Origin of the sequence: Shewanella sp. SM20, from assembly GCF_025654545.1 — a bacterium.
GTDB lineage: Bacteria > Pseudomonadota > Gammaproteobacteria > Enterobacterales > Shewanellaceae > Shewanella > Shewanella oncorhynchi.
Genome location: NZ_JAKKRK010000006.1, coordinates 76,515 through 100,169, shown reverse-complemented (window position 1 = coordinate 100,169; position 23,655 = coordinate 76,515). Strand labels below are relative to the sequence as shown.

Here is a 23,655-nt window from a genome sequence, read left to right as displayed (position 1 = left end):
TTTTTGACACAGATAGTGAGTTTGTGTCTAAGATTAGAGTAGGAGGCTGGCTAGCCAGTTATCCGTTCCATGACATCACTGGCGTTTCAGGGGGTTTATATGGGCATTTTCGAGCATTACCAAAAGCGCTACGAACAAAAACTCGATGAAGAATATTCTTTGCAGGAGTTTCTGGACATCTGCAAGGGAGATCGCAGCGCTTACATGTCAGCATCAGAGCGACTACTGCTTGCAATTGGTGAAGCAGAAGTCATTGATACCGCAAAAAATCCAACACTTAGCCGTATTTTTTCGAATCGACTTATTTCACGCTATCCCGCATTTAAAGATTTCTTCGGCATGGAAGACGCCATAGAGCAAATTGTGGCTTACCTAAAGCACTCGGCTCAAGGATTAGAAGAATCCAAACAAATTCTATACCTACTGGGCCCAGTGGGCGGCGGTAAGTCATCACTCGCCGAAAAACTCAAAGCCCTAATGCAAAAAGTGCCCATTTACATTCTGAGCGCGAATGGAGTCCGCAGCCCAGTCAACGATCACCCCTTCTGCCTGTTTGATGTGGAAGAAGATGGACAGCTGTTAAAAGATGAATTCAACATTCCCAACCGTTATCTGAAAACTATCATGTCGCCTTGGGCGGTAAAACGTCTGCATGAGTTTGGTGGCGATATCTCCAAATTTCGCGTGGTAAAAGTCTTTCCATCCATTCTGGACCAAGTGGCAATAGCGAAAACTGAACCCGGTGATGAAAACAACCAAGATATTTCGTCCCTTGTCGGTAAAGTCGATATTCGGCAACTCGAACATTTCTCCCAAGATGATCCCGATGCTTACGCCTATTCAGGCGCATTGTGCCGTGCAAACCAAGGGGTGATGGAATTCGTCGAGATGTTTAAGGCACCAATTAAAGTGCTGCATCCACTACTAACTGCGACGCAAGAAGGTAACTATAACGGCACTGAAGGCTTATCGGCCCTGCCCTATAGCGGGATTATTCTGGCTCACTCAAACGAGTCCGAGTGGTCAACCTTCAAAAACAACAAAAACAACGAAGCCTTCCTCGACCGTGTTTACATAGTCAAAGTGCCCTACTGTTTACGGGTCTCAGAAGAGCTGCAAATCTATCAAAAACTGCTAATCAACTCTGAGTTATCGAAAGCGCCCTGCGCTCCCGGCACCTTAGAAACCTTAGCGCAATTTAGTGTGTTGTCACGCATCAAGCCGCCTGAAAACTCCTCCATCTACTCTAAGATGCGGGTATATGACGGTGAAAGCCTGAAAGATACCGATCCTAAGGCTAAGTCTTACCAAGAATACCGTGATTACGCAGGTGTCGATGAAGGCATGAATGGACTATCCACCCGTTTCGCCTTTAAGATTTTGTCGCGAGTATTTAACTTCGACCATTCAGAGATCGCCGCCAACCCAGTACATTTATTCTATGTCCTCGAACGACAAATTGAACAAGAACAGTTCCCCGGTGATACCGCCGAACGTTATCTTGAATTCCTAAAAGGTTATTTGATCCCTAAATATGTGGAGTTTATCGGTAAAGAAATTCAAACCGCTTACTTAGAGTCTTACTCTGAATATGGCCAAAATATCTTCGACCGCTATGTCACTTACGCCGATTTTTGGATACAAGATCAAGAATACCGCGACCCAGAAACGGGTCAGCTATTCGACCGCGCTGCCCTTAATGCTGAACTTGAGAAGATTGAGAAGCCCGCGGGGATCAGTAATCCTAAAGATTTCCGTAATGAAATCGTCAACTTTGTGCTGCGCGCCCGCGCGAATCATGAGGGTAACAATCCACTCTGGACCAGCTACGAGAAACTTCGCACAGTGATCGAGAAGAAAATGTTCTCCAACACAGAAGATTTACTGCCTGTTATTTCCTTTAACGCCAAAACGTCAAACGACGATCAACGCAAACACGATGATTTCGTCAATCGCATGATGGAGAAAGGCTATACCAAAAAACAAGTCCGACTCTTGTCTGAGTGGTATTTACGAGTTCGTAAATCTTCTTAAACTTGCGCTAACTAAGTACAGGGCTTTGGTGTTGCCAAAGCCTTCGCTGGGTTTTGGGAGGTGCGTATGGCGAACTTTATCGATAGACGGTTGAATGCGAAAGGAAAAAGCACAGTCAACCGCCAACGCTTTATCAATAGATATAAGCAACAAATTAAAAAAGCCGTCAGCGATGCAGTGACTCGTCGCAGCGTAACGGATGTAGATAAAGGCGAAAAAATCAGTATCCCAACACGGGATATCAGTGAACCTATGTTTCACCAAGGCAAAGGCGGTGTCAGGGATAGAGTGCATCCCGGTAATGACCAATTTACCCGTGGCGATAAAATTGACCGGCCACCTGGTGGTTCAGGCGGCGGTTCGGGCAAAGGCGAGGCCTCAAACTCGGGTGAAGGCGACGATGACTTTGTGTTCGAAATCTCTAAAGACGAGTATCTAGAGTTATTGTTTGAGGACTTAGAACTCCCCAATCTACAAAAAAATCGCCTCAATAAACTGGTGGAATACCAAATTTACCGTGCTGGGTTCACCAATGATGGCGTCCCCGCTAACATCAATATTGTCCGTTCATTACGTTCATCCCTTGCACGTCGCATTGCGATGTCGGCCAGTAAAAAGAAACTATTAAAAGAGTTAGAACAAGAACTTGCTGAACTGGAAAATATTCCAGGTACTAAGGCTGAGTTGATTTTGGATTTAAAAGCTCAAATTGAGGAGTTAAAACAAAAGATTGCTAGAGTGCCGTTTATCGATACCTTCGATCTGCGCTTTAATAATTATGCGAAACGAGAAATCCCCTCTAGCCAAGCTGTGATGTTCTGTTTAATGGATGTGTCTGGTTCTATGGATCAGGCAACTAAAGATATGGCAAAACGCTTCTATATCTTGCTGTATTTGTTCCTCACTCGTACCTATAAAAATTTAGAAGTGGTTTACATTCGTCACCATACCCAAGCCAAAGAAGTCGATGAACACGAGTTCTTTTACTCCCAAGAAACGGGCGGCACCATAGTGTCCAGTGCATTGAAATTAATGCATGAAATTCAACAAGCCCGCTACCCCGCCGATGAGTGGAATATTTACGCAGCCCAAGCATCCGACGGTGATAACTGGGCTGACGATTCACCTACCTGTAGGCAATTGTTAGAACAAAAAATATTGCCACTCGTGCGCTACTACAGCTATATCGAAATCACCAATCGCGCCCATCAAACCCTGTGGCGCGAATATGAATCCCTGCAACAGCATTACGACAACATCGCCGTACAGCATATACGTCAAGCCGAAGATATTTACCCTGTCTTTAGGGAGCTATTCAAGAAACAAGCGGTTTAAGGGGGCACTATGGGGATAACTAAATCAACATCTTGGACACCACTGAGCGATGGTCCCGACTGGAGCTTCGAGCTACTGCAAGACTACCTCAAGGAAATTGAGCGGGTGGCAGCGCTCTATAAACTCAGCACTTACCCAAATCAAATTGAAGTCATCACTGCTGAACAGATGATGGATGCTTATGCTGGCATAGGCATGCCCATAGGTTACACCCATTGGTCTTTCGGCAAACGTTTTATCGAAACCGAGCAAGGTTACAAACGTGGCCAAATGGGGCTCGCCTATGAAATTGTAATTAACTCTAACCCCTGTATCGCTTACTTAATGGAAGAAAACACCATCACAATGCAGGCGCTGGTGATAGCTCACGCCTGTTTCGGACATAACAGCTTTTTTAAAAACAATTACTTATTTAAGACATGGACAGATGCGAGCTCGATTATTGACTACCTTGTCTTTGCTAAAAACTACATCAGTGACTGCGAGCAAAAATACGGTGTAGAACAAGTCGAAAGCGTCATAGACTCCTGTCATGCGCTAATGAACTATGGTGTCGATCGTTATAAACGTCCCTCTGAAATCTCATTCAGGGAAGAACAAGCAAGACAAAAGGATCGCGAGGCTTACCTTCAAAGCCAAGTAAATGATTTATGGCGCACCATTCCGACCCATCAACATGAGCAGTCTCAATCTAAAAAACGTCGTTTCCCCGCCGAACCGCAGGAAAATATTTTATATTTTATCGAAAAAAACGCTCCTTTGCTTGAACCATGGCAAAGGGAAATAATCCGTATTGTGCGTAAAATGGCGCAATATTTTTATCCGCAAAAACAAACTCAAGTCATGAATGAAGGCTGGGCAACCTTCTGGCATTACACTATCTTGAATCACTTGTACGACGATGGCGTGGTCACTGATCGCTTCATGATCGAGTTTTTGCAAAGCCATACAGGCGTTGTGGCCCAACCCGATTACAACAGTCGTTATTACAGTGGCATCAACCCATACGCCTTAGGTTTTGCTATGTTCACCGATATTCGGCGTATTTGTGAAAATCCAACCGATGAAGATAAAGCTTGGTTTCCCGACATTGCTGGCAGTAATTGGATTGAAACCTTACACTTTGCGATGCAAAACTTTAAAGATGAAAGTTTTATTAGCCAATATCTTTCACCTAAAGTTATCCGCCAATTTAAATTGTTCGGTATCCATGATGATGAGAAACGCAATTATCTTTCGGTATCCGCGATCCACGATGAACGGGGCTATCAAGATATTCGCCAGTTACTATCACAACAATATAACCTGTCTAATATTGAGCCAAATATCCAAGTACATAATGTGGAAATCAACGGTGATCGATCCTTAACCTTACATTATGTGCCAAATAACGATATTCCCTTAGCCAATAGCCATAAAGAAGTATTAAAGCATTTACATCGATTATGGGGTTTCACTGTCACCTTAGAGCAAAAAAATGCAGATGCGAGTATTAGCGTCTTAGCATCCTGCCCTGAAGCCAATAAACCAGAATAATAAGCACAATAAAAAGGCCGTTTCCAATTGAAACGGCCTTTTTGTTTATTTAGCGCTATCTTAACACGATATCACTCACAGAGATTAATGATCTTGAGCAATAGAAGCTGGCATATCTTCGCGTAATTGTAACCACATCTTACCGCTATTCATGCCATAGGTACGCATTAGCGCAGAGACATCGAGGTAATTTTTCGCCTGAGCCAACAGTTCTAATTCTTTGTAAAAGTTCAATGCTAATAAACGCGCATCTGAGCTGGTAAAGTAATAACGCCCAACTCGACTATACAAACCTTTAAATCCGTTTAATATCAAAACGTAAAGTGGATTTCCAGACGAAAACGCTAAGGTGTGATGCAGTAAGTAGTCAAATTCAGCATAGGATTCAGCCGTATCTTCAAGCTGGTGTATCTTTGCAAGTACCTCCACAGCGGTATCCGGGTTATAACGCAAAGCACCGCGAAAATAGATAGCACTAACGTTCGTTCTAGCTGACAAGAGTTGGTCAACCAATACCGGAAAACCCTCGGGATTCAAATCAGCAATAGTCTCAAGGATGTTTAAACCTGAGGTTTCCCAAAAGTTGTTAACCCGTGTTGGTTTGCCATGCTGAATTTTCAACCAACCGTCACGCGCCAAGCGCTGTAGCACCTCACGCAAAGTGGTGCGAGTCACACCAATCAATTCTGAAAGCTCACGTTCAGCCGGTAAAATGGACCCTGGAGGAAATTTGTTTTCCCAAATTGATCTCACAATATACTTCTCTGCAAAACTTGCAGGTCCTTTGGCATTGATAATCATCAGCCCACTTATCCAGTTGTTGTGCGTCGTAATGGTCACTGATCATACCAGAGCGGTAAAAAATGGAAACCATTCACTTAAAATCACTGTGTTATCGCCATGTAAATGTCACAGAATCGTTCAAAAAAACGACCAAGGTCAATACAGGATGGGCCAATTTTGCCGCTTAGCTCCGCTTTTTGAAATGTCGGTATCAGTAACTCATTACATTAGCTTTCTCTTTAGGCTAGACTCATTTAACTAACGCAGGTATTGATAATAATCACGTGCAATTTTTAACATAATTAGAAGAGAGGCTGCCATGCCGGCGACAATGAGTCAGGCGTTTATTGGGAACTTCTTAGGAAATTCTCCTAAGTGGTACAAAACCGCAATACTGTCATTTTTAATTATCAATCCAATACTCTTTTTCTATGTCGACCCCTTTGTGGCTGGTTGGGTATTGGTTCTAGAATTTATTTTTACCTTAGCAATGGCATTAAAATGCTATCCATTACAGCCTGGCGGATTATTGGCAATTGAAGCCGTCGCGATCGGAATGACATCGGCAAGCCAAGTCTTACATGAAATAGAAGCCAACCTCGAAGTATTATTACTCTTGGTGTTTATGGTCGCTGGTATATATTTCATGAAGCAATTGCTGCTATTTGGCTTCACGAAAATCATTACTAAAGTGCGCTCTAAAATTTTAGTGTCATTAATGTTTTGTTTGGCTTCAGCCTTTTTATCAGCCTTCTTAGATGCGTTAACGGTTATTGCCGTCATTATCGCGGTCGCTGTGGGTTTCTATTCTATTTACCACAAGGTCGCTTCTGGAAAAGATTTCGGCGCTGATCACGATCATACCTCTGAAGGTAAAAATGATGATGGTGAAGATCAGTTAAACGAAGAAGAACTCAGTGCATTCCGTGGTTTCCTACGTAATCTGTTAATGCATGCGGGTGTGGGTACTGCGCTGGGCGGCGTGTGTACTATGGTCGGTGAACCACAAAACCTTATTATCGCCGCGCAAGCAAATTGGCAATTTGGTGAATTCGCCGTGCGTATGTCACCCGTTACTGTTCCTGTATTAATCTCGGGTATCTTAACTTGTTACTTAGTTGAAAAGTTTGGCATTTTTGGTTATGGCGCTAAGTTGCCAACGGCAGTTCATCGGATCTTATGTGAATATGCCGCCCATGAAGATGCGCGCCGTACCAATAAAGACAACATGAAGTTAATTGTCCAAGCCTTAGTGGGTGTCTGGTTGATCGCAGGACTTGCATTGCACTTGGCCTCAGTGGGCCTAATTGGTCTTTCTGTAATTATTTTAACCACAGCCTTTAACGGCGTTACCGATGAGCATGCCCTCGGTAAAGCTTTCGAAGAAGCACTGCCTTTTACCGCGTTATTAGCAGTCTTCTTTGCGGTTGTTGGCGTGATTATCGACCAGCACTTATTCGCACCAGTGATCCAATGGGCACTGAGTTATCAAGGCAATACTCAGTTGGTGATTTTCTATATCGCCAACGGATTACTGTCTATGGTGAGTGATAACGTGTTCGTCGGCACTGTGTATATTAACGAAGTGAAAGCGGCATTGATTAACGGTCAAATCAGCCGTGATCAATTCGACTTGCTGGCCGTTGCGATTAATACTGGAACTAATTTACCTTCGGTTGCCACACCCAATGGTCAAGCGGCGTTCTTGTTCCTACTAACCTCAGCCCTAGCACCACTTATCCGCTTATCCTATGGCAGAATGGTATGGATGGCATTGCCTTACACTATCGTGCTGTCTATCGTAGGTGTCATGGCGATTCAAACGGGTTTCTTAGAACAAGCTACCCAATATTTCTATGATTCCCAGATAATCATCCATCACAGCGCTAGTGAAGTTTTAGAGCCGATGACTGGACATTAATCTTCTTTATTGACTGAACTTTATTTAATAAGTAGAGTCCAAAAAACGCCCCATGTCTGAGGGCGTTTTTTGTTGATATGGAGCTCACTTTGACTGTAATGACTCGCTTTGCCCATTCCCGTTCATCTTGGTTTATTCTCGCAGGCACAGCCCTTGGGTTAGAAGCAGCCGCCCTGTATTTTCAATATGTTATGAAACTGGAACCCTGTGTCATGTGTATTTACCAAAGACTCGCTATTTTTGGTTTATTGGCAGCAGGCCTCATTGGCATGACAGCCCCAAAATATCGAATAGTCAGGATCTTAGCTGCCGTGCTCTGGGCCATCAGTGCAACTTGGGGATTAAAACTAGCTTTATCGCTCGTAGATATGCAAGCCAACCCATCCCCTTTTTCAACCTGTTCATTCTTACCTGAATTTCCAGCTTGGATGCCATTACACGAATGGTTCCCTGCCGTTATGATGCCTACTGGCATGTGTACTGATGTACCTTGGGTCTTTATGGGTGTAACGATGCCCGAATGGATGGTAGTGGCTTTCAGTGGCTTCTTGGTCGCTTGGTTACTCTTTATTGTGCCTGTCCTAAGTGGTTCAAATAAACCGTCTCTTTATAAATAACGAGTTTGAGATAAGGCAGGCATAAAACCTGCCTTTTTATTGACGATTATATTCCACTTATCCTATTCAATCCTCGCAACTTAAACATATGCCAATAGCAAAACAGTGAGAAAGCGCTACACTGGCTCAATGAAAAGTGGTGATTTGGAAACTGGGGATTATGGGAAAAAGTTCGACATCTGAGCCACACACGCCATTAACCCAATGGCAAAACAGTTTGCCATTCAAATTTAGCCTTATTCAGCTCGTCATTGCCGCTATTTTGATTTGTAGTACAGCTTGGGTGATGCTGAGCATTCAACGCCAACAAGTTCTTGATCAGCAAGCCGTGTTAAACCAAAACTATGGCCAGTTGATTATCGCTAAACTGCAAGAAATGACTTCACAGGTTGAAACCGTAGTCGACTCAATTTCCAGTATCGCCAAACTTTACCGCTATGATCATGAGCAACTGGTGAAAACCATTCCCACGTTGCTGAAACTCGATAGTCAACAACGCATCATCTCTGGCGGCGGCGTCTGGCCGGAACCCGGCGCGTTTAATCAGCAAAAATTTCGAGATAGCCTGTTTTGGGCACACAATGTAAACGATGAATTAGTCGCCATTGATTCCTATAACAAAGACACGTTCCCAAGCTACCACACCGAAGAATGGTATCGCCCGACGCGCTATTTTCCTGCAGGTAAAATTTTCTGGTCAAAATCTTATTTCGATCCGACAACCCATGAGTCAATGATCACAGCCTCAGGCGCTATGTGGATGGACCATCAGTTTATTGGTGCCGCCACTGTGGATATCAGTTTAGAAAAGCTCAATGTGCTATTACGCAATACTATGATTAATGTCAGAGGCTATGTCATAGCTTTAGATCATCAAAACCAAGTACTCGCCTATCCAGATGCCAATAACGATCTTAAGCATCAAACCAATACCAATCATTCTTTCGTCACCTTCAATCATCTCGCCAGCCAACAGCCAGATTTCAGCCCCGTCGAAGTCGCATTACAGAGTGCAGATAAAGCCTTTATAGAAGCGGCGATTGCCGAGCGCGTTTTTACCCAAGAACAGATGCAGCATCTAACGAGACTAAGTCATCAAAATGAGCGTGACATGTTAGCGGCCATCGTAAATAACAATGCCTTAAATCATTTTACTGCCCCGAAATTACTGACGTCGGTAACTTTGACCCATGATCCAATCCTTAAAACGGCATCTCTCGTTTCGGTATTTCTCATGCCAAATACCTATTGGAAGGTACTTGTCGTCACCCCAATTTCACCGCTGCAGGATACCGCTAAACATTTAATCGAAAAGGTCGGCGTTTATTTAGTCTGTATTCAACTATTAGGCTTAATTCTATTATTCTTACTCCAGCACCGACTATTTATTACCCCCATTATTGAAATCGTCCAAGCCTTAAAACGTAATGATTCCGCCTCTATCGAACTCAAAGCCAATAACAGCCATGACGAAATTGGCTTATTGGCAAAAACATTCCTGTCGCGTACTCGACAGCTTGAAGTGGCAATGGCGAGCTTAGATGCGAGTAACCTGGCACTAGAACAGCAATTGCAGAGCCAAAACCTGTTTCAACTGGAGTTAAAGCGCCATAAAGAACAATTGAGGGCTTTGCTTAAATTTTCTCAAAATCTCATCTATATCAAAGATCTTCACGGTAAATATATTCTCGTCAATGACAAATATTGTGAAATCTTAGGTATAGAACGCAGACGCATTATTGGCACCTCTGATTTTGAGATATTTCCCAGCCAATTTGCCCACGAGTATCAACAAAATGATCGACGCGTTCTGCATAATCATGAAGCCATAAACTTCGAAGAAGCTATTCCATCGCCCCTAGGCAATCTTATTTATATCGTGACTAAATTTAAGATCAAAGATGATGACGATACCGTTATTGCAGTCGGTGCTATTGCCTTTGATATCACCTTACAAAAAATTAAAGAGCAAGAACAAGAAAAGTTACTTTTAGGGCAAGTCGAGGCGCTTAATCACCTACAAGAACAAGTTCGTCTCAGTAATCAACATAACCATGAACTCTATCTGCTCCAAGACAAATCAACCCAATTGCTTGAGAAGCATCATCAACTCAATCTCAGTCGTGAACAAAGCCAACAGCTAATGCAAAATTTTCTAGCTGAAATGATGACGCAAATTATGCATGAACAAGATCAGCTACTCGCCAAAGTGTGCCAACTTCAGCCAATAGATAATGCTAACGACCAAAATCAGATCACCGAAATCATGGTGACTCAGGCAGATAAATTGCGACATATTGCCCAGTTATTAACGAATCATCAAAATGACATTCGGCCACTGCATCTCGCACAATTTATGCGCCATCTCTTAGGGTTGCTAAAGGTACAACTAGCTAAAACAAATGTGGAAATAGCGTTAAATTGTGAAGAAAATATCATCCTTGATGGCCCTTCATGGCAATATTTGCAGCTGTTTTATCGTCTAATCACCAACACGTTGAATCATGCATTTAAAGCTCACAATGAACAGCGTGAAATAACCATTAATATCGACAAGTCGAGCGAAGAGTTACACATCAGTATTATCGATAATGGGATAGGTATGACAGAGCCGCAACTCGCACAGTTACGACAAGAACTAGCGCAAGAACTCTGCCTTGGAACACTGACCTGTATAAATCTGTGGCTTAAAAATGATCTCAATGGCAGCCTTAGCATCAGTAGCCACTTGAACCAAGGCACACACATTCAATGTTGTTGGCCACTGAGTACAGATTTAGAACCGTGATAAATAAAGGTGCGTTATTGATCTAACCATGCCTTAGCTTGGCTATGTTCATCGGCGGTAAATACCTTTACCGGACATGGCAGCATGCAGGCTAGCGCATTAACCATAGCATTTGTTTGAGTGGCATTGGCAATCATCACGACCCTTGAAAAATCACTTAAATGAAATAAACCTAATACCGCATCATCCCACAGGGCCCCAACGGATATACCTTCAAATTCAGGGGAAAACTCGTACCAAAGGCGAATGCTGGCGTGGTCTTGCAGCTTGGCTTCTATGGCGGGAACCAAATAGCCTTCAACATCCCCATGGTTAACACGGCCAGATGCGACCACTGCCAATATATCATCAGCATGACCCGAAGAAATCGTTAGCATTGAACACTCCTTATCAATACATGAAGGGAAAAATAGTTAAAGCTCATACACTAAAGATACACAGACAATGACATAAATGCGGGAAAGATGGGCTTTTTATTTTAAGCTAACACCATTTTATACATACACATCAGCAATGCAAATGACGCCAAAAGGAGCGAATCCACAGCGATGACTCGCATAACCCAGCAACAAAACTTAGTCGCAGAACTCGATGAAAAATGGTGACCATACGAAATAACATGAGGTGAAGCAAAGAGAAGATATTTACCTCACACTCAAGGCTGCTACTGCTCGAGGTTAACAATAAGTGTGAGGAAACACATGGTACTCAAACGATGGTGATTTACGCTGCTAAAAAATAGTATTAGTCATGACTTACCTAAAATCATGCATTAATAAATAATCTAATTGCTATTCTGACTAAGCACTCACTTGAAGTTTAGCGATTTCTTGATCGAACAAATTCTTAATCAAACTAGAAAACTCGGTAATAAATAAAGTCTGTGCGGGAGTCGCTTTATGGTTGGCAACTGAAGCTAAAATTTCTTCTAAATCATACACAATTGCATCCACTTCACGGATAATCACATTACGTTGCGTAAAAGACAACGATGGATTTTGGCCACACACCATAATGATCTGTGCCGACAATTGCTCTTCAAATAATTCCATCACAGTATCGTCTGAAACTACCTCTGAACCTGGTGTTTCAAATAAGCCAAGATGTTCAGTTAAATACTGGACCAAATGCATGTAACCATCTTTATCTGTGACCATTTTTTACCCTTTAAACTCATTAACTTAATATCTATTGTGATGCTATTAATAGCACATCAGAAAATATCAAAGAAGCCAAAAGCTCGGCTTCTTATCAAGATCTAGCATACGCCACTTATTTAACTCTAGCCTATCTTCGATAACAGACGTATTGATCTATACCAATCTTATTGAAGTTACTGAGTTAAGGTTAGTACAAATGACACAGGAACAGCTTGACTAATACTCGATAAACCCGCAATTTCACGTAATTTATCAATCCCAGCCACAAGATCAAACTCATTGGCATTAACAATTACCGGTTGAAAACTGTTCACTAAAAGTTTGTTATCAGAAACTTTAGTGATAATCACCGAAAAAGCCTTAGTTTGCGATTTGCCGTGTAACGCAATTTTTCCATCAATATCAAAAACTTTACTCTCACCGACGCCAAGATTTTTTAGTATCTTAGGGTCTACTTGTGATGACAGTTTCAGCTCTGGATACAAAGACACTTCAAATAACAAATTTTGCATCCGCTCATCGCGGACATCAATACCCGTTGCCACACCGATTAGTGGAATTGTTAATTCAAATTGACCGTTATCTTTTAGCGTACCTTTGAGTTGTTTAAAGTGATGGACTTCACCTATATCACCTTTCTTTACCGAAATAAAACTGACTCGCGAATCTTGTTCCATCACTTGCCATTGCGCGGCACAGCTAAAACTGGCCATAGCAGATAAGGCGACAATTCCCATCCATTTTTTCATCGTATCCGTCCTTAAAGAGTGAGTTTAAAAGCCATGCCGTAAAGAAAATCGACATCCGCAACAGGCTAAAATCCTGTCCAGTTAAACGTGATCAACATCACCTAACTTAAGCTAAAGATACTCTGTTTATCCATTAGCGACCAGTAAACTATGATTCATACGCGCACTAACCATTTATCTAAGCTATTGGCAAAAGCCTGTTTATCTGCTTGAGAAAACGAATCAGGCCCGCCGGTGTGCACGCCAGAACCGCGCAAATCCTCCATAAAATCGCGCATAGTCAGCTTTTGTTTTATGTTATCGACGGTATAAAGCTCGCCACGGGGATTGAGCGCCAAGGCGCCCTTTTCAATGATTAAAGCCGCTAAGGGAATATCCGCGGTGATCACTAAATGCGTCGGTTCAACATGATCGACAATATATTGATCTGCCACATCAAATCCCGCACCGACTCGAATTTGGCTGATATAGGGAGATGGCGGTACGCGGATCATTTGATTAGCCACCAGCACCAGCGGCAGGGCTTTGCGCTCCGCCGCCCGAAACAGGATTTCTTTGATAGGATTAGGGCATGCATCCGCATCAACCCAAATTTTATAATCACTCAATGTCTTTTAACTCTGTTGTTAGATTCACAAGCTCAGTTTTATGCCGACTATCGAACTATGCACCGTACTAAGGCGCTAAACGATCGATTTCCCACTCTGCATCATGGCGAGAATAAATAAAACGATCATGTAGCCTGTGTTCTCCACCCTGCCAAAATTCAATACTCGAAGGTCTCACTAAGTAACCGCCCCAAAAACTGGGTAAAGGCACATCGCCCTTGGCGAACTTAGCTTTCATTTCGAAGAATTTGCCTTCAAGTACTTGTCTAGCGCTGAGTTTACTCGACTGCTGCGATACCCAAGCCGCAATTTGGCTGTCCTTAGGACGGGTCATAAAGTATTTAAGCACTTCAGCGGTGGACAGTGCCTGCGCTTCACCAAGCACAGATACTTGACGCTCTAGAGGATGCCAAGGGAAATGCAAACTGACTTTATTATTAGCAGCAATTTGCTGTGCTTTGCGGCTGCCAAGGTTAGTAAAAAATACGAAACCTGTGTCATCAAAACGCTTAAGTAATACTATTCGTTGAAAAGGTTGGCCGTGCTCATCCACAGTCGCCACACACATGGCGGTGGGATCGCTAAGCTCTGCATCCCTCGCCTGCGTCATCCACAATTCAAACAAGTCCATCGGGTTTTGCGGTAAGTCGGCACGTCTTAAGCCGCCTTTGGCATACTCGCGGCGGATATCACTGAGATCTGTCATAGGGTTTCCTTAAGCAAACGCCAAAAATTCACATGAGTTCAGGGATCAGCACTTCAGCCTGAAGCTGCTGATAGTGGCTAAAACCAATGTCATAACCTTGCTCGGTCGTTAATGAACACCACCCTAAGCATAAATGGGCAGGAAATCCCTGCGTTGAGTCGTCGGTATTAAAGCGGATTGTGTCCCAACTGACAGGAGCAAACAAGGTTAATAGACGCCCCAATAGATCTTGCGGATACTGCGCTAAATCCAGATTCGTTTCAAAGCTCACATAGGAGCTAGCGCACGCATTCTCGCTTTGAGGCGTAATATGCAAGGTAACATAATATTTGCCCCAAAGACCGTTCATCGAAAAGCCTGACGGATCAAATAAATGGGCGTCAATCTCAAATTCAGGGAGTAAATCGTTAAGTTCGAGTGCAGCGCAAATCTCATCTTTACTCTGCGAGCCGCCATTAAGATAGTCAGCAAATTCGCCACGAATGTGGTACATCAACAGCTCACTGGTTTGATCATCCTTTGGTGCTCGATAATCACTGTCAGAGCAGAAAAAATAGTGATGATGGCTGTCGAGATGACCCACTCGAAAGGCTTTACCGGCGATACGTTGGCGCAGTTTGCCAATATCCTCGGCAAAACTCGTGGTTTGCAGATGAGCTTGGTATTCGTTTTTACGCTGATAACTCACCAAGGCCATGGCAGGCACGCCAAGCGCGTCGATAAAATAACAAGCGGCGCCCACTAAGGTACTGTTACCACAGGTGAGCATGACAAATCTGTCGTGCCATACAAACAAGCTGGATTCACTCAACAGATAAGCATCACAGTCCGCATTACTTAACTGCGACAGTATCTCGGCGTGGGCACAGTTGACTAAGGCAGACCAAAAACTCACATCGAGTTCGCGTAAATTCGGCACAGACGCCGTCACGATAATCTCGAGTTTTTTTTCTGAACCTTCAAAAAACATCAACCCTTTGACCTCATGATCGTCACTCATCCTTTACTTGATCCTAGAACAACGCGATTTTACACGACTAAAACGGCAATAAAAGCGAAAAATCTGTCCTTATAAAAACAAAAATCAGCCGAGGTTACCCAAGGCTGATTTATTTTAACACGCTAGAAATTAAGAAAAATCTTCTAAATAGGTATAGCCTTTCAGCCCTAGTTGCAATTCTTCTAAAATTTGTGCGCGTTCACCTTCGGCGATATGCAGATTCACTAACTCTTCATAAGTGCGCATAAAGGCCACCGCATCTAAGTTAACGTAACGCAATACGTCAGCAACCGTGTCACCCGCCAATACAGATTCGATGTTAGTCACACCATTATCTTCGATGCGAACCACTGCTGAGTTTGTATCACCAAACAGGTTATGCATATCACCCAAGATTTCTTGGTATGCACCCACAAGGAAGAAACCAATCAGGTACGGGCTATCCGCACTCCATGCTGGCACTGGCAGCGTGGTTTCAATCCCTTGACCATCAACGTATTGATCGACAATACCGTCAGAGTCGCAGGTGATATCGAGCATGACAGCACGGCGCTCAGGGGCTTTATCTAGGCCTGATAACGGCAATACTGGGAACACTTGGTCAATACCCCAAGCATCCGGTAATGACTGGAATAATGAGAAGTTAACAAAGAACTTATCGGCTAACTTTTCATTGAGTTCATCAATGATAGGTCTGTGATAACGGTTTTTCGCACTCAATAGCCCTTGCACTTCATGACACACGCGCAGGTTAGCTTGCTCAGCCCACGCACGCTCCGCTAAGGTCAATTGACCTAAAGCGAATAGCGAATGCGCTTCTTGTAAGTCACTTTGGCTATCGTGGTAAATCTCAATCAAAGCACGTTGATCGGCGCGGCCGCTGATCTCAGACCATGAATGCCACATGTTATGCAATAACTGTGGTGAATCTTCCGCTGGCGGTTGAATATCTTCAGGCTGATAAGCTTCAGTACCGATAACATCGGTGATAAGCACAGCATGGTGCGCCGTTAAGTAACGACCCGATTCTGAAATAATACGTGGCATAGGTTGCTCGTATTCATTACAGATGTCAGTCAATACGTTAACTATGTTGTTGGCGTATTCGGTCAGGCCATAGTTCATCGAGTTATTACTTTGGCTACGAGTGCCATCGTAATCCACCGCTAAACCACCACCGACGTCAAAGCAGTTAACGCTTGCGCCTAATTCACGTAATTCACAGTAGAAACGACCCGCTTCACTCACACCTTGGCGAATATCACGGATATTAGCGATTTGCGAACCTAAGTGGAAATGCAGCAATTGCAGCGAATCCAGCATATCGTGTTGCTTAAGTTGCTCTACAACCAACAAAATTTGCGCAGCAGATAAACCGAACTTAGATTTCTCACCGCCGCTCGCCTGCCACTTGCCTTTGCCTTGGAATGCTAAACGTGCACGTAGACCTAAACGCGGTGTCACACCCAGACGTTTAGATTCAGCTAACACCATTTTCAGTTCAGACAGTTTTTCTAAAACGATGTAAACCTTGTGGCCTAACTTTTCACCAATCAGTGCTAAACGGATATATTCATTATCTTTATAACCATTACATACAATGACTGAACTGGCTTTTTGCGCCATGGCTAACACAGCCATCAGCTCAGGCTTACTGCCCGCTTCTAAACCCAGTTGTGGTACTTCTTTTGATGCCTGACTCGCCAGGATCTCTTCCACCACAGTTTGCTGTTGGTTTACTTTAATCGGGTAAACCAGCAAATAGTCCGCCTGATACTCGTACTTCTGTATCGCTTGGTCGAATGCTTGGCACAAACTGTTCACTCTGTGGTGCAGGATCTGCGGAAAACGAACTAGTACAGGTAAAGCGACTCCCGCCTTAACCATGTCTTTGGCTAGCTCATTTAAGCCAATCTTGTAATCAGGATTTTTGGGGTCCGGTGACACAGTCACCTCACCTTGATCGCTAATCCCATAAAAACCTTGGCTCCAGTGAGTAACATTGTACCCAGCACGAGCATCATCAATAGACCAATCATTCATTATTATTTAGCCCGTCTATTAAAAAATGGGTTAAACGGTTATGGCTTAATAGCACAACCGCCCGTTCGACAAACCCAGGCAAAGGGACACCTTACCTGACATACACGAAGGTAGATTTTACCTTCTCCTTAATGCCGCAACGTCACGCTAGTGTAAGTGACATTGCTGCGATTTTCATTAATAGCGCAAGAGACAACGCATCTTAGCGCAATACATCGTATCATATTGAAGGGAAAGCTTATTCCCTTACCTCAGTAAAGCTATCTTTACTTGCCTCGCTTGCATTTATCCTCAGGCTAAAGGGCGCAAATACCACCAAAAAGCCAAATAAGATCCTGAGTCGCATCCTTAAAACATCAAGCTAATAAGTAGCTTAAAGACGTTCAAAAGAGGTTAAGACCTTCAGAAACCGATAACACAAGTAGAAAACGAAAACCGATAACACTGAACTAGCGAAAACGCCAAACCAGCTTATCGCTAGGCAAGATTATTTTAACAGGGGACTATTGGCTTCTTCGCGGCCAGAATTGATGCGGATCAACGTGAGATGCTTAAGGCCAGTATCATCGTATGGTACGACAATCGAGCGTTGGCATTGTGACACTTTTAGGCAAAGTGCAAAAAATGGATGCTTGTGCATTAGCTAATAAAAACCCTCTTAACCCCATGTAACTACATCTACTGTTAATTACACGGTTAATGACTGGTGAACCATAAAACCTTTATTACTCACGTAATATTTGTAATGTCTGCAACGAGCGGAATCGTTGAACGGCGCAATTAAACCGCGCAATGTCACAGAATGCAAGCAAGAATCTCATTTAATCTTTTACATTAAAATATAATAAACACCTGCTTAACAATCACCCGCCACCCATTGGTTTTAAATAGAGTAATATTAGTTAGTTAACCCATAAACGTCGTACGAGTCTGTTCAATATTTTTTATATCACCTTTGTCACTTTTATTGACATTTACCCCTGCAAATATCCCTGATTTTTGTGTGTCACTCAAGTGATGCACATTTGCCAACATTAAGCAAAGCCAAACAACCAATATCACGGCGCCAAACCCCGCCACAAATCAGTGGTTCCTCCGAGACACAATGCGTGATCAAGCCTTCGCTGAGTGACGGCCCACACACGCTAAAATAAAGCTCAAAGACAATAATGCTGCAGTTTCAGCACCGAAGTGTATAATCGCAACCGAATCACATTCCATTATGCACAGAGAGATCCATGGTACAGATAGGTAAAACCTGCAAACTTGAGGTTGTAAAACAAGTCAGCTTTGGCGTGTATTTAAACGCCCACGAATTAGGGCAAGTACTGCTGCCAAACAAAGTCACCCCAAAAGACTGCCAAGTCGGTGATCTGCTTGACGTGTTTCTGTATCTAGATTCTGAAGATATCGTGATTGCTACCACGCGCCGTCCATTGGCACAGGTAGGCGAATTTGCCTATTTAAAAGCCGTTGCAACCGGTCCTTATGGCGCCTTTTTAGACTGGGGTTTAGATAAAGATTTATTACTGCCCTTCGGTGAGCAACATAAGCCTATCGAAGAAGGCCGTTCATATCTGGTCTATGTACACGCTAACCGCGCCGATGAACGCATCATGGCCTCATCAAAAATCGATAAGTTCCTCGATAAGACAGAGCCGGACTACACAGTCGGTGAGCAGGTCGATTTATACATCGGCGGCACCACAGATTTAGGCTACAAAGCCATTATTAATCATGCCCATTGGGGCGTGATTTACGAAAACGAAGTGTTCCAAAAACTGCGTTTCGGCCAAAGACTCAAAGGTTTCATCAAACAAGTGCGCCGCGATGGCAAAATCGATCTTGTGCTGCAACAAGGCAGTAAACAAGAGTTAGATAAGCATGCCCACATTATCCTGATAAAACTCAAACAGGCTGGCGGCTTCTTAGCCCTGACCGATAAAACCGATGCTGAAATCATTTACGATCAGCTTGGCATGAGTAAAAAAGCCTTCAAAAAAGCCATAGGTGGCTTGTTTAAGAATGGCCAACTGAGCATAGATAATGATGGTCTGCGTTTAACTGAAACAGCAGAATAATCAACTCTATTCAGGACTTAGCGTTAAAATTGTACAGTTTACCGCCACTAAGGCAGAGTTTAACTGACAACTCCTAGGATATTAAGCATGGCTCTGTTATAAACAAAGCCATGCTTTTTTCTTTGGAGCTTATATGGAACTCACGTTACACGAAGCCAGAGTTATCGGATGCCTGCTTGAGAAAGAAATCACCACCCCCGAGCAATATCCACTCTCGCTAAACTCATTGACCTTAGCCTGCAATCAAAAAACCAGCCGCGAGCCCGTACTCGAACTCAGTGAAACCCAAGTGCAAATCGCCGTTGATTCCCTAAATCGGAAACGTTTGATCAGCGAACAGTCGGGATTCGGCAGCCGCGTCGTTAAATACAAACACAGGTTCTGCAATACCGAATTCAGCGAACTTCAACTGTCCCCCGCCGCACTCGCCATCGTCTGTTTGTTGCTATTACGTGGTCCACAAACACCGGGAGAACTACGGACCCGCAGCAATCGCCTACACGAATTTAAAGACGTGATCGACGTGGAAGATTGCATCCGTCAATTAATGAGCCGTGAAAAGCCCTTCTTAAAACAATTACCCAGAGAAGCCGGTCGCCGTGAATCCCGTTATGTGGAATTATTCTCTGCAGCGTCATCGCACGAAAGTGCTAGCCAATCCCATAGCACAAGTCATACCTTAGCCCATGTCGCTGTGTCTGTAGACGCAGAGCCGCTTGAATTAGTGAACAGAGTGACAGAGCTTGAACAACAAGTCGCCGAACTGACGCAAAAGCTCGATGAATTAATCGCCTCATTGAGCTAATTAGCGATAGATAATGACTGATAAATACCGATGGATAATAAGTGCTATGTGAGCAACATGGCACTTATGGACCAATCCACTGTCTACCCAAGGGTGAGAAACTGAACCGCACCAACATAGTCGCGCCAAGCACCATAGCCCCTGAACCTAGCGCAAAAAGAATAGAGACAGCACATGACCAATAATCCACCCAGCAGTTTCAACAACATGTTTATTATCGCCATGTTTGAACTACGCAAATTTTTATTTAATACCCGCGGGATCATCGCCTTGGTCGCCTTTGGTTTAGTTTGGGGTGTACTTCTGCTTTACCCCATTCAAAGTGCATCGGCCATGTTATTGCAGCCCAATGTAAAAGATATCATCGACAGCTTATTTGGTGCCAATACCCTCAATGTGCTCTTTGAGTGGCCCGTGGCCGAAATGGCGGTGTTTTGGTGCTTTGCGCTGTATTTGTTTCCACTGTTCAGCATTCTTATCGCCGCCGATCAGTTCTCATCGGATAAAACCCGCGGCACGCTGCGCTTCTTAACCATACGCACTAGCCGTGACAGCTTATTGTTCGGGCGTTTTCTCGGCCAAATCCTGATCCAAGGTTTACTGATCCTATTAACGATTATCGCCACTGTCGCCCTCGCGCTCAGCCGCGACAGCCAACTGTTTTTATCTGCGTTAACATCTGGCGCCTTGGTGGGTCTTAACCTCATCATAGTGATCTTGCCCTACACGGCTGTGATGACTTTATTGTCCCTGTATGCACGCACGGCACGCCAAGCTATGGTGTTTGCCACCATTTTATGGACAGTGATTTCCATCACTATCATGGTGTTAGCTAACCAATCTAGCCTACTAGCACAACTCCAGTGGGTATTACCCGGTGCTCAACTGTCGGACATGCTCAATACCAATGGACTCAATAGCTTAGTCTATTCCCCGATTCCACTGTTACAAACCGCTGTGGCCCTCTTGCTCGGCAGAATTTATATGCAAAGGAGCTCGCTATGAGTCTGATCCAATGCCAAGGGCTGTCGAAGCTTTACGGCAGCAAAAAGGCGCTGAATGATGTGAGTTTCAGTCTTGAAGCGGGGGCCCCCATTGCCCTTGTCGGTCCCAATGGTGCGGGTAAAACCACGCTTTTTAGCCTGTTATGCGGCTATTTATCACCCAGCTCTGGAACCATAACCCTACTCGGTGAAGCCCCCAATAGCCCTAAACTCTTAGGCAAGATTGCCGCTTTACCCCAAGATGCAGTGCTCGATCCCAACTTGACGATTGTCAGTCAGTTAATATTTTTCGCTCGCCTGCAGGGAATGAACGTGGAGCAAGCAAAGCAAGAGGCACTGCGCGTGTTGGCCTTGGTCGATCTAATTGATGTTGCCGAGCAAAAACCGCCTAGCCTTAGCCACGGTATGAGTAAACGTGTATCGATTGCGCAGGCGCTGATTGGCTCGCCAGAATTAGTATTATTAGATGAACCGACGGCGGGACTCGATCCTGCCAATGCGAAAAAAGTCCGTGAACTGGTCAAAGCCTTATCACCCACCACGACCTTTATGATCAGCTCCCATAATCTCGATGAGCTCGAAAAGTTGTGCGATCAAGTGTTGTATTTAGATAAAGGCCAACTGAGTCAAGCAGTGTCAATGCATGCGTCGACCGACAGCGATTACCTGACGTTAACCATGCAAAACTGTGACAGCGATGCATTGCAAGCGGAAGTGGCAAAACTGGCGGGAGTGGTGAACATCAGCTCAAAACAAAGCAATGTGTTTATTATCCAGCTAGACGACACAAATACAGAAAAAGCGCACAACAATGATATTGAGATGCGCCTATTCGCCCTCTTCAATCAGCATCAATGGCAATACAAGATGCTGCTGAAAGGTCGCACTCTGGAAGAAACGCTCTTTTCATAGGCAAGCGTTAAAAGGGATTTCTCATCATCCAACGGTTGATTAGTGTTCAATCCATAGCTTAAGCGCAATACAGCTTGCGCTTAAGCCTTTTAACTAAGGTTTTTAACTAAACCTTTCAATAAGCCTTTAAATTAAGTCAGTCACTTCGCCCAGTAAAATCAGCCCACCACTCAATCCGACAAACTTGTTCTTACTTTAGCAACACACAATCACCAAAAGCTTCACAAGCCTGTCAATAAAACACCAATCAACCGCACTGAGCTTGCTATGGCTTTCAATCTCGGGACGAGCTTGTTATAACTCCCCTTCGATTGAACCTAAGCTGACTTCAGAGGTTTCTATGAACAAAGCACAACTTATCCAACGTATTGCCGCCGAGCTCAATGCATCGCAAGCGAGCACTAAACCTGTGGTTGAGCAGATACTGCAACAGATCCACGCCGCCTTGAGCGAAGGCGAGAAAATTTTCCTGCCACAATTTGGCACCTTTGAACTCAGATACCATATCGCTAAAACAGGGCGTAATCCACAAACGGGCGAAGCCATAGAAATCGACGGTTACAATCAGCCCAGCTTTAAAGCCTCAACCGCATTGAAGCAGCAAATCAATAGCGGCGCTTAGCTTCAATGTGCAAGCACTATTTTGCGAGATTTTGCGAACATTAGTCAGCAGCCTTGATAGAAATAAGCCTCAACATAATTTGAGGCTCATTTTTTATCAAAAGAAAAATAACCGTTCCGCTTAGGGGAAAGCCTTAAACAATTATGCAGTCGCTAAGTATTGCTCTCCTCACCTTGATAAAGTGGCGCAATATCGACATAGTCAGCAGCGTTTTCAGCACTTGGATCCTCGAAAAATGGCACACAACCGAGGAAAGGTGCTGTCATCATCTCTTTAAGGCTCGTCAGATTCTCCTCAAACATACTCATGTTCGGATCGACACGATTAGCAACCCAGCCTGCAATCTTAAGCCCATCGGCCAATATCGCCTCTTGAGTCAGCAATGCATGATTTAAGCAGCCGAGTTTCATGCCAACCACGAGTATCACTGGCAGTTCTAATCTCTGTACGACTTCCGAAAGATACCTGCCATCACCTAAGGGTAAACGCCAGCCTCCCGCGCCTTCAATCAAGCAAAAATCTGCTTGAGCAAATGCCACTAAATCTAAACTTTCAATGATAGCTTCAGGCGCTAAACTCACGCCCACTTGGGCAGCGGCAATGTGCGGTGCAATCGCAGGTTCGAAGGAAAAAGGATTGATGAGTGGATAAGCCAGTTTTAATGATGATGACGTCATCAGCTGTAACGCATCGGCATTGCGCAATCCTTCAGAGGTTTGCGCGCAGCCCGAGGCGATGGGTTTAACACCTAAAGTCAACATAGTGTTGGCTGCAAGAATACTCACAGCGGAGTCAGCATTGGCTATGAGCCCTAAACGATTCACAGCGGTTAATAATGCCGCCGAAACCAAAGTCTTACCGCTATCGGTATCTGTACCTGTTACAAAATACATATTAGATCCTTATCTGTTACTATGAGTTCTGCTTTGTTAAGCCCACTCTCCATAAGCT

The 23,655-nt window shown here is 43.9% G+C and carries 21 protein-coding genes; 11 read left to right on the top strand and 10 right to left on the bottom strand.

All coding sequences use genetic code 11. The features are described 5' to 3' along the window. Positions 1-99: 99 nt before the first annotated feature. The 3 genes from L5M18_RS04495 (at position 100) to L5M18_RS04485 (ending at position 4,905) form a co-directional block, all read left to right on the top strand. Positions 100-2,034: a PrkA family serine protein kinase gene (locus L5M18_RS04495; protein ID WP_131523897.1), complete on the top strand. Its 1,935-nt coding sequence runs from the start codon at positions 100-102 to the stop codon at positions 2,032-2,034. 66 nt (positions 2,035-2,100) lie between these two features. Beyond that, a complete protein-coding gene (locus tag L5M18_RS04490; protein WP_063883574.1) occupies positions 2,101-3,369 on the top strand; it encodes a YeaH/YhbH family protein in 1,269 nt (422 codons plus the stop codon). Between the two features lie 9 nt (positions 3,370-3,378). Next, complete coding sequence (locus L5M18_RS04485; RefSeq protein ID WP_173496550.1) at positions 3,379-4,905, top strand: SpoVR family protein; 1,527 nt, start codon at positions 3,379-3,381, stop codon at positions 4,903-4,905. 84 nt (positions 4,906-4,989) lie between these two features. Here the strand turns inward: L5M18_RS04485 and fadR are convergent, their stop codons facing one another. Further along, entirely contained in the window at positions 4,990-5,706 is a 717-nt protein-coding gene (fadR, locus tag L5M18_RS04480) for a fatty acid metabolism transcriptional regulator FadR (protein ID WP_028760321.1), read from the bottom strand. A 301-nt stretch (positions 5,707-6,007) separates the two neighbouring features. Here fadR and nhaB point away from each other — a divergent pair, with 301 nt between their 5' ends. The 3 genes from nhaB to L5M18_RS04465 all read left to right on the top strand — a co-directional run bounded on the left by nhaB (position 6,008) and on the right by L5M18_RS04465 (position 11,014). Beyond that, the gene (gene nhaB / locus L5M18_RS04475) at positions 6,008-7,609 is read left to right on the top strand and encodes a sodium/proton antiporter NhaB (protein WP_028760322.1); all 1,602 of its coding nucleotides are present in this window, start codon (positions 6,008-6,010) and stop codon (positions 7,607-7,609) included. A gap of 89 nt (positions 7,610-7,698) precedes the next feature. Further along, positions 7,699-8,226, top strand: coding sequence for a disulfide bond formation protein DsbB (gene dsbB / locus L5M18_RS04470; RefSeq protein WP_028760323.1), 528 nt, complete (start codon positions 7,699-7,701; stop codon positions 8,224-8,226). Between the two features lie 160 nt (positions 8,227-8,386). After that, positions 8,387-11,014: a PAS domain-containing protein gene (locus tag L5M18_RS04465; protein WP_263196046.1), complete on the top strand. Its 2,628-nt coding sequence runs from the start codon at positions 8,387-8,389 to the stop codon at positions 11,012-11,014. Positions 11,015-11,028: 14 nt separating this feature from the next. On the opposite strand, the gene L5M18_RS04460 is transcribed toward L5M18_RS04465, so the two are convergent. The 8 genes from L5M18_RS04460 to L5M18_RS04425 form a co-directional block, all read right to left on the bottom strand. Next, entirely contained in the window at positions 11,029-11,391 is a 363-nt protein-coding gene (locus L5M18_RS04460) for an STAS/SEC14 domain-containing protein (protein ID WP_028760325.1), read from the bottom strand. Between the two features lie 423 nt (positions 11,392-11,814). Next, positions 11,815-12,171: a DUF3802 family protein gene (locus L5M18_RS04455; protein ID WP_028760326.1), complete on the bottom strand. Its 357-nt coding sequence runs from the start codon at positions 12,169-12,171 to the stop codon at positions 11,815-11,817. Positions 12,172-12,347: 176 nt separating this feature from the next. Continuing rightward, positions 12,348-12,923 (bottom strand): YceI family protein, encoded by a 576-nt coding sequence (locus L5M18_RS04450; protein ID WP_028760327.1) that lies wholly within the window; start codon positions 12,921-12,923, stop codon positions 12,348-12,350. Positions 12,924-13,078: 155 nt separating this feature from the next. Next, a complete protein-coding gene (locus L5M18_RS04445) occupies positions 13,079-13,531 on the bottom strand; it encodes a YaiI/YqxD family protein (protein ID WP_006081277.1) in 453 nt (150 codons plus the stop codon). Positions 13,532-13,598: 67 nt separating this feature from the next. Beyond that, positions 13,599-14,237: a pyridoxamine 5'-phosphate oxidase gene (pdxH, locus tag L5M18_RS04440; protein WP_131523902.1), complete on the bottom strand. Its 639-nt coding sequence runs from the start codon at positions 14,235-14,237 to the stop codon at positions 13,599-13,601. A gap of 28 nt (positions 14,238-14,265) precedes the next feature. After that, positions 14,266-15,207: an S-adenosylmethionine decarboxylase proenzyme gene (locus L5M18_RS04435; RefSeq protein ID WP_263196056.1), complete on the bottom strand. Its 942-nt coding sequence runs from the start codon at positions 15,205-15,207 to the stop codon at positions 14,266-14,268. A gap of 159 nt (positions 15,208-15,366) precedes the next feature. After that, positions 15,367-17,280, bottom strand: coding sequence for a biosynthetic arginine decarboxylase (gene speA, locus L5M18_RS04430; protein WP_028760330.1), 1,914 nt, complete (start codon positions 17,278-17,280; stop codon positions 15,367-15,369). A 487-nt stretch (positions 17,281-17,767) separates the two neighbouring features. Continuing rightward, positions 17,768-17,920: a hypothetical protein gene (locus L5M18_RS04425; protein WP_011846564.1), complete on the bottom strand. Its 153-nt coding sequence runs from the start codon at positions 17,918-17,920 to the stop codon at positions 17,768-17,770. Between the two features lie 598 nt (positions 17,921-18,518). Here L5M18_RS04425 and L5M18_RS04420 point away from each other — a divergent pair. The 5 genes from L5M18_RS04420 (at position 18,519) to L5M18_RS04400 (ending at position 22,704) form a co-directional block, all read left to right on the top strand. Then, entirely contained in the window at positions 18,519-19,361 is an 843-nt protein-coding gene (locus L5M18_RS04420) for a S1 RNA-binding domain-containing protein (protein ID WP_105252833.1), read from the top strand. Between the two features lie 133 nt (positions 19,362-19,494). Next, positions 19,495-20,166: a YceH family protein gene (locus tag L5M18_RS04415; RefSeq protein WP_113938766.1), complete on the top strand. Its 672-nt coding sequence runs from the start codon at positions 19,495-19,497 to the stop codon at positions 20,164-20,166. Positions 20,167-20,340: 174 nt separating this feature from the next. Further along, positions 20,341-21,171: an ABC transporter permease subunit gene (locus tag L5M18_RS04410; protein ID WP_028760332.1), complete on the top strand. Its 831-nt coding sequence runs from the start codon at positions 20,341-20,343 to the stop codon at positions 21,169-21,171. Beyond that, positions 21,168-22,082 (top strand): ABC transporter ATP-binding protein, encoded by a 915-nt coding sequence (locus tag L5M18_RS04405; RefSeq protein WP_173245407.1) that lies wholly within the window; start codon positions 21,168-21,170, stop codon positions 22,080-22,082. The genes L5M18_RS04410 and L5M18_RS04405 overlap by 4 nt, the downstream gene beginning before the upstream one ends. 322 nt (positions 22,083-22,404) lie before the next feature. Beyond that, positions 22,405-22,704: an HU family DNA-binding protein gene (locus L5M18_RS04400; protein ID WP_263196055.1), complete on the top strand. Its 300-nt coding sequence runs from the start codon at positions 22,405-22,407 to the stop codon at positions 22,702-22,704. Between the two features lie 152 nt (positions 22,705-22,856). Here the strand turns inward: L5M18_RS04400 and bioD are convergent, their stop codons facing one another. After that, on the bottom strand, positions 22,857-23,597 hold the full coding sequence (gene bioD, locus L5M18_RS04395) for a dethiobiotin synthase (RefSeq protein ID WP_263196045.1): 741 nt from the start codon (positions 23,595-23,597) through the stop codon (positions 22,857-22,859). Positions 23,598-23,655: the final 58 nt, after the last annotated feature.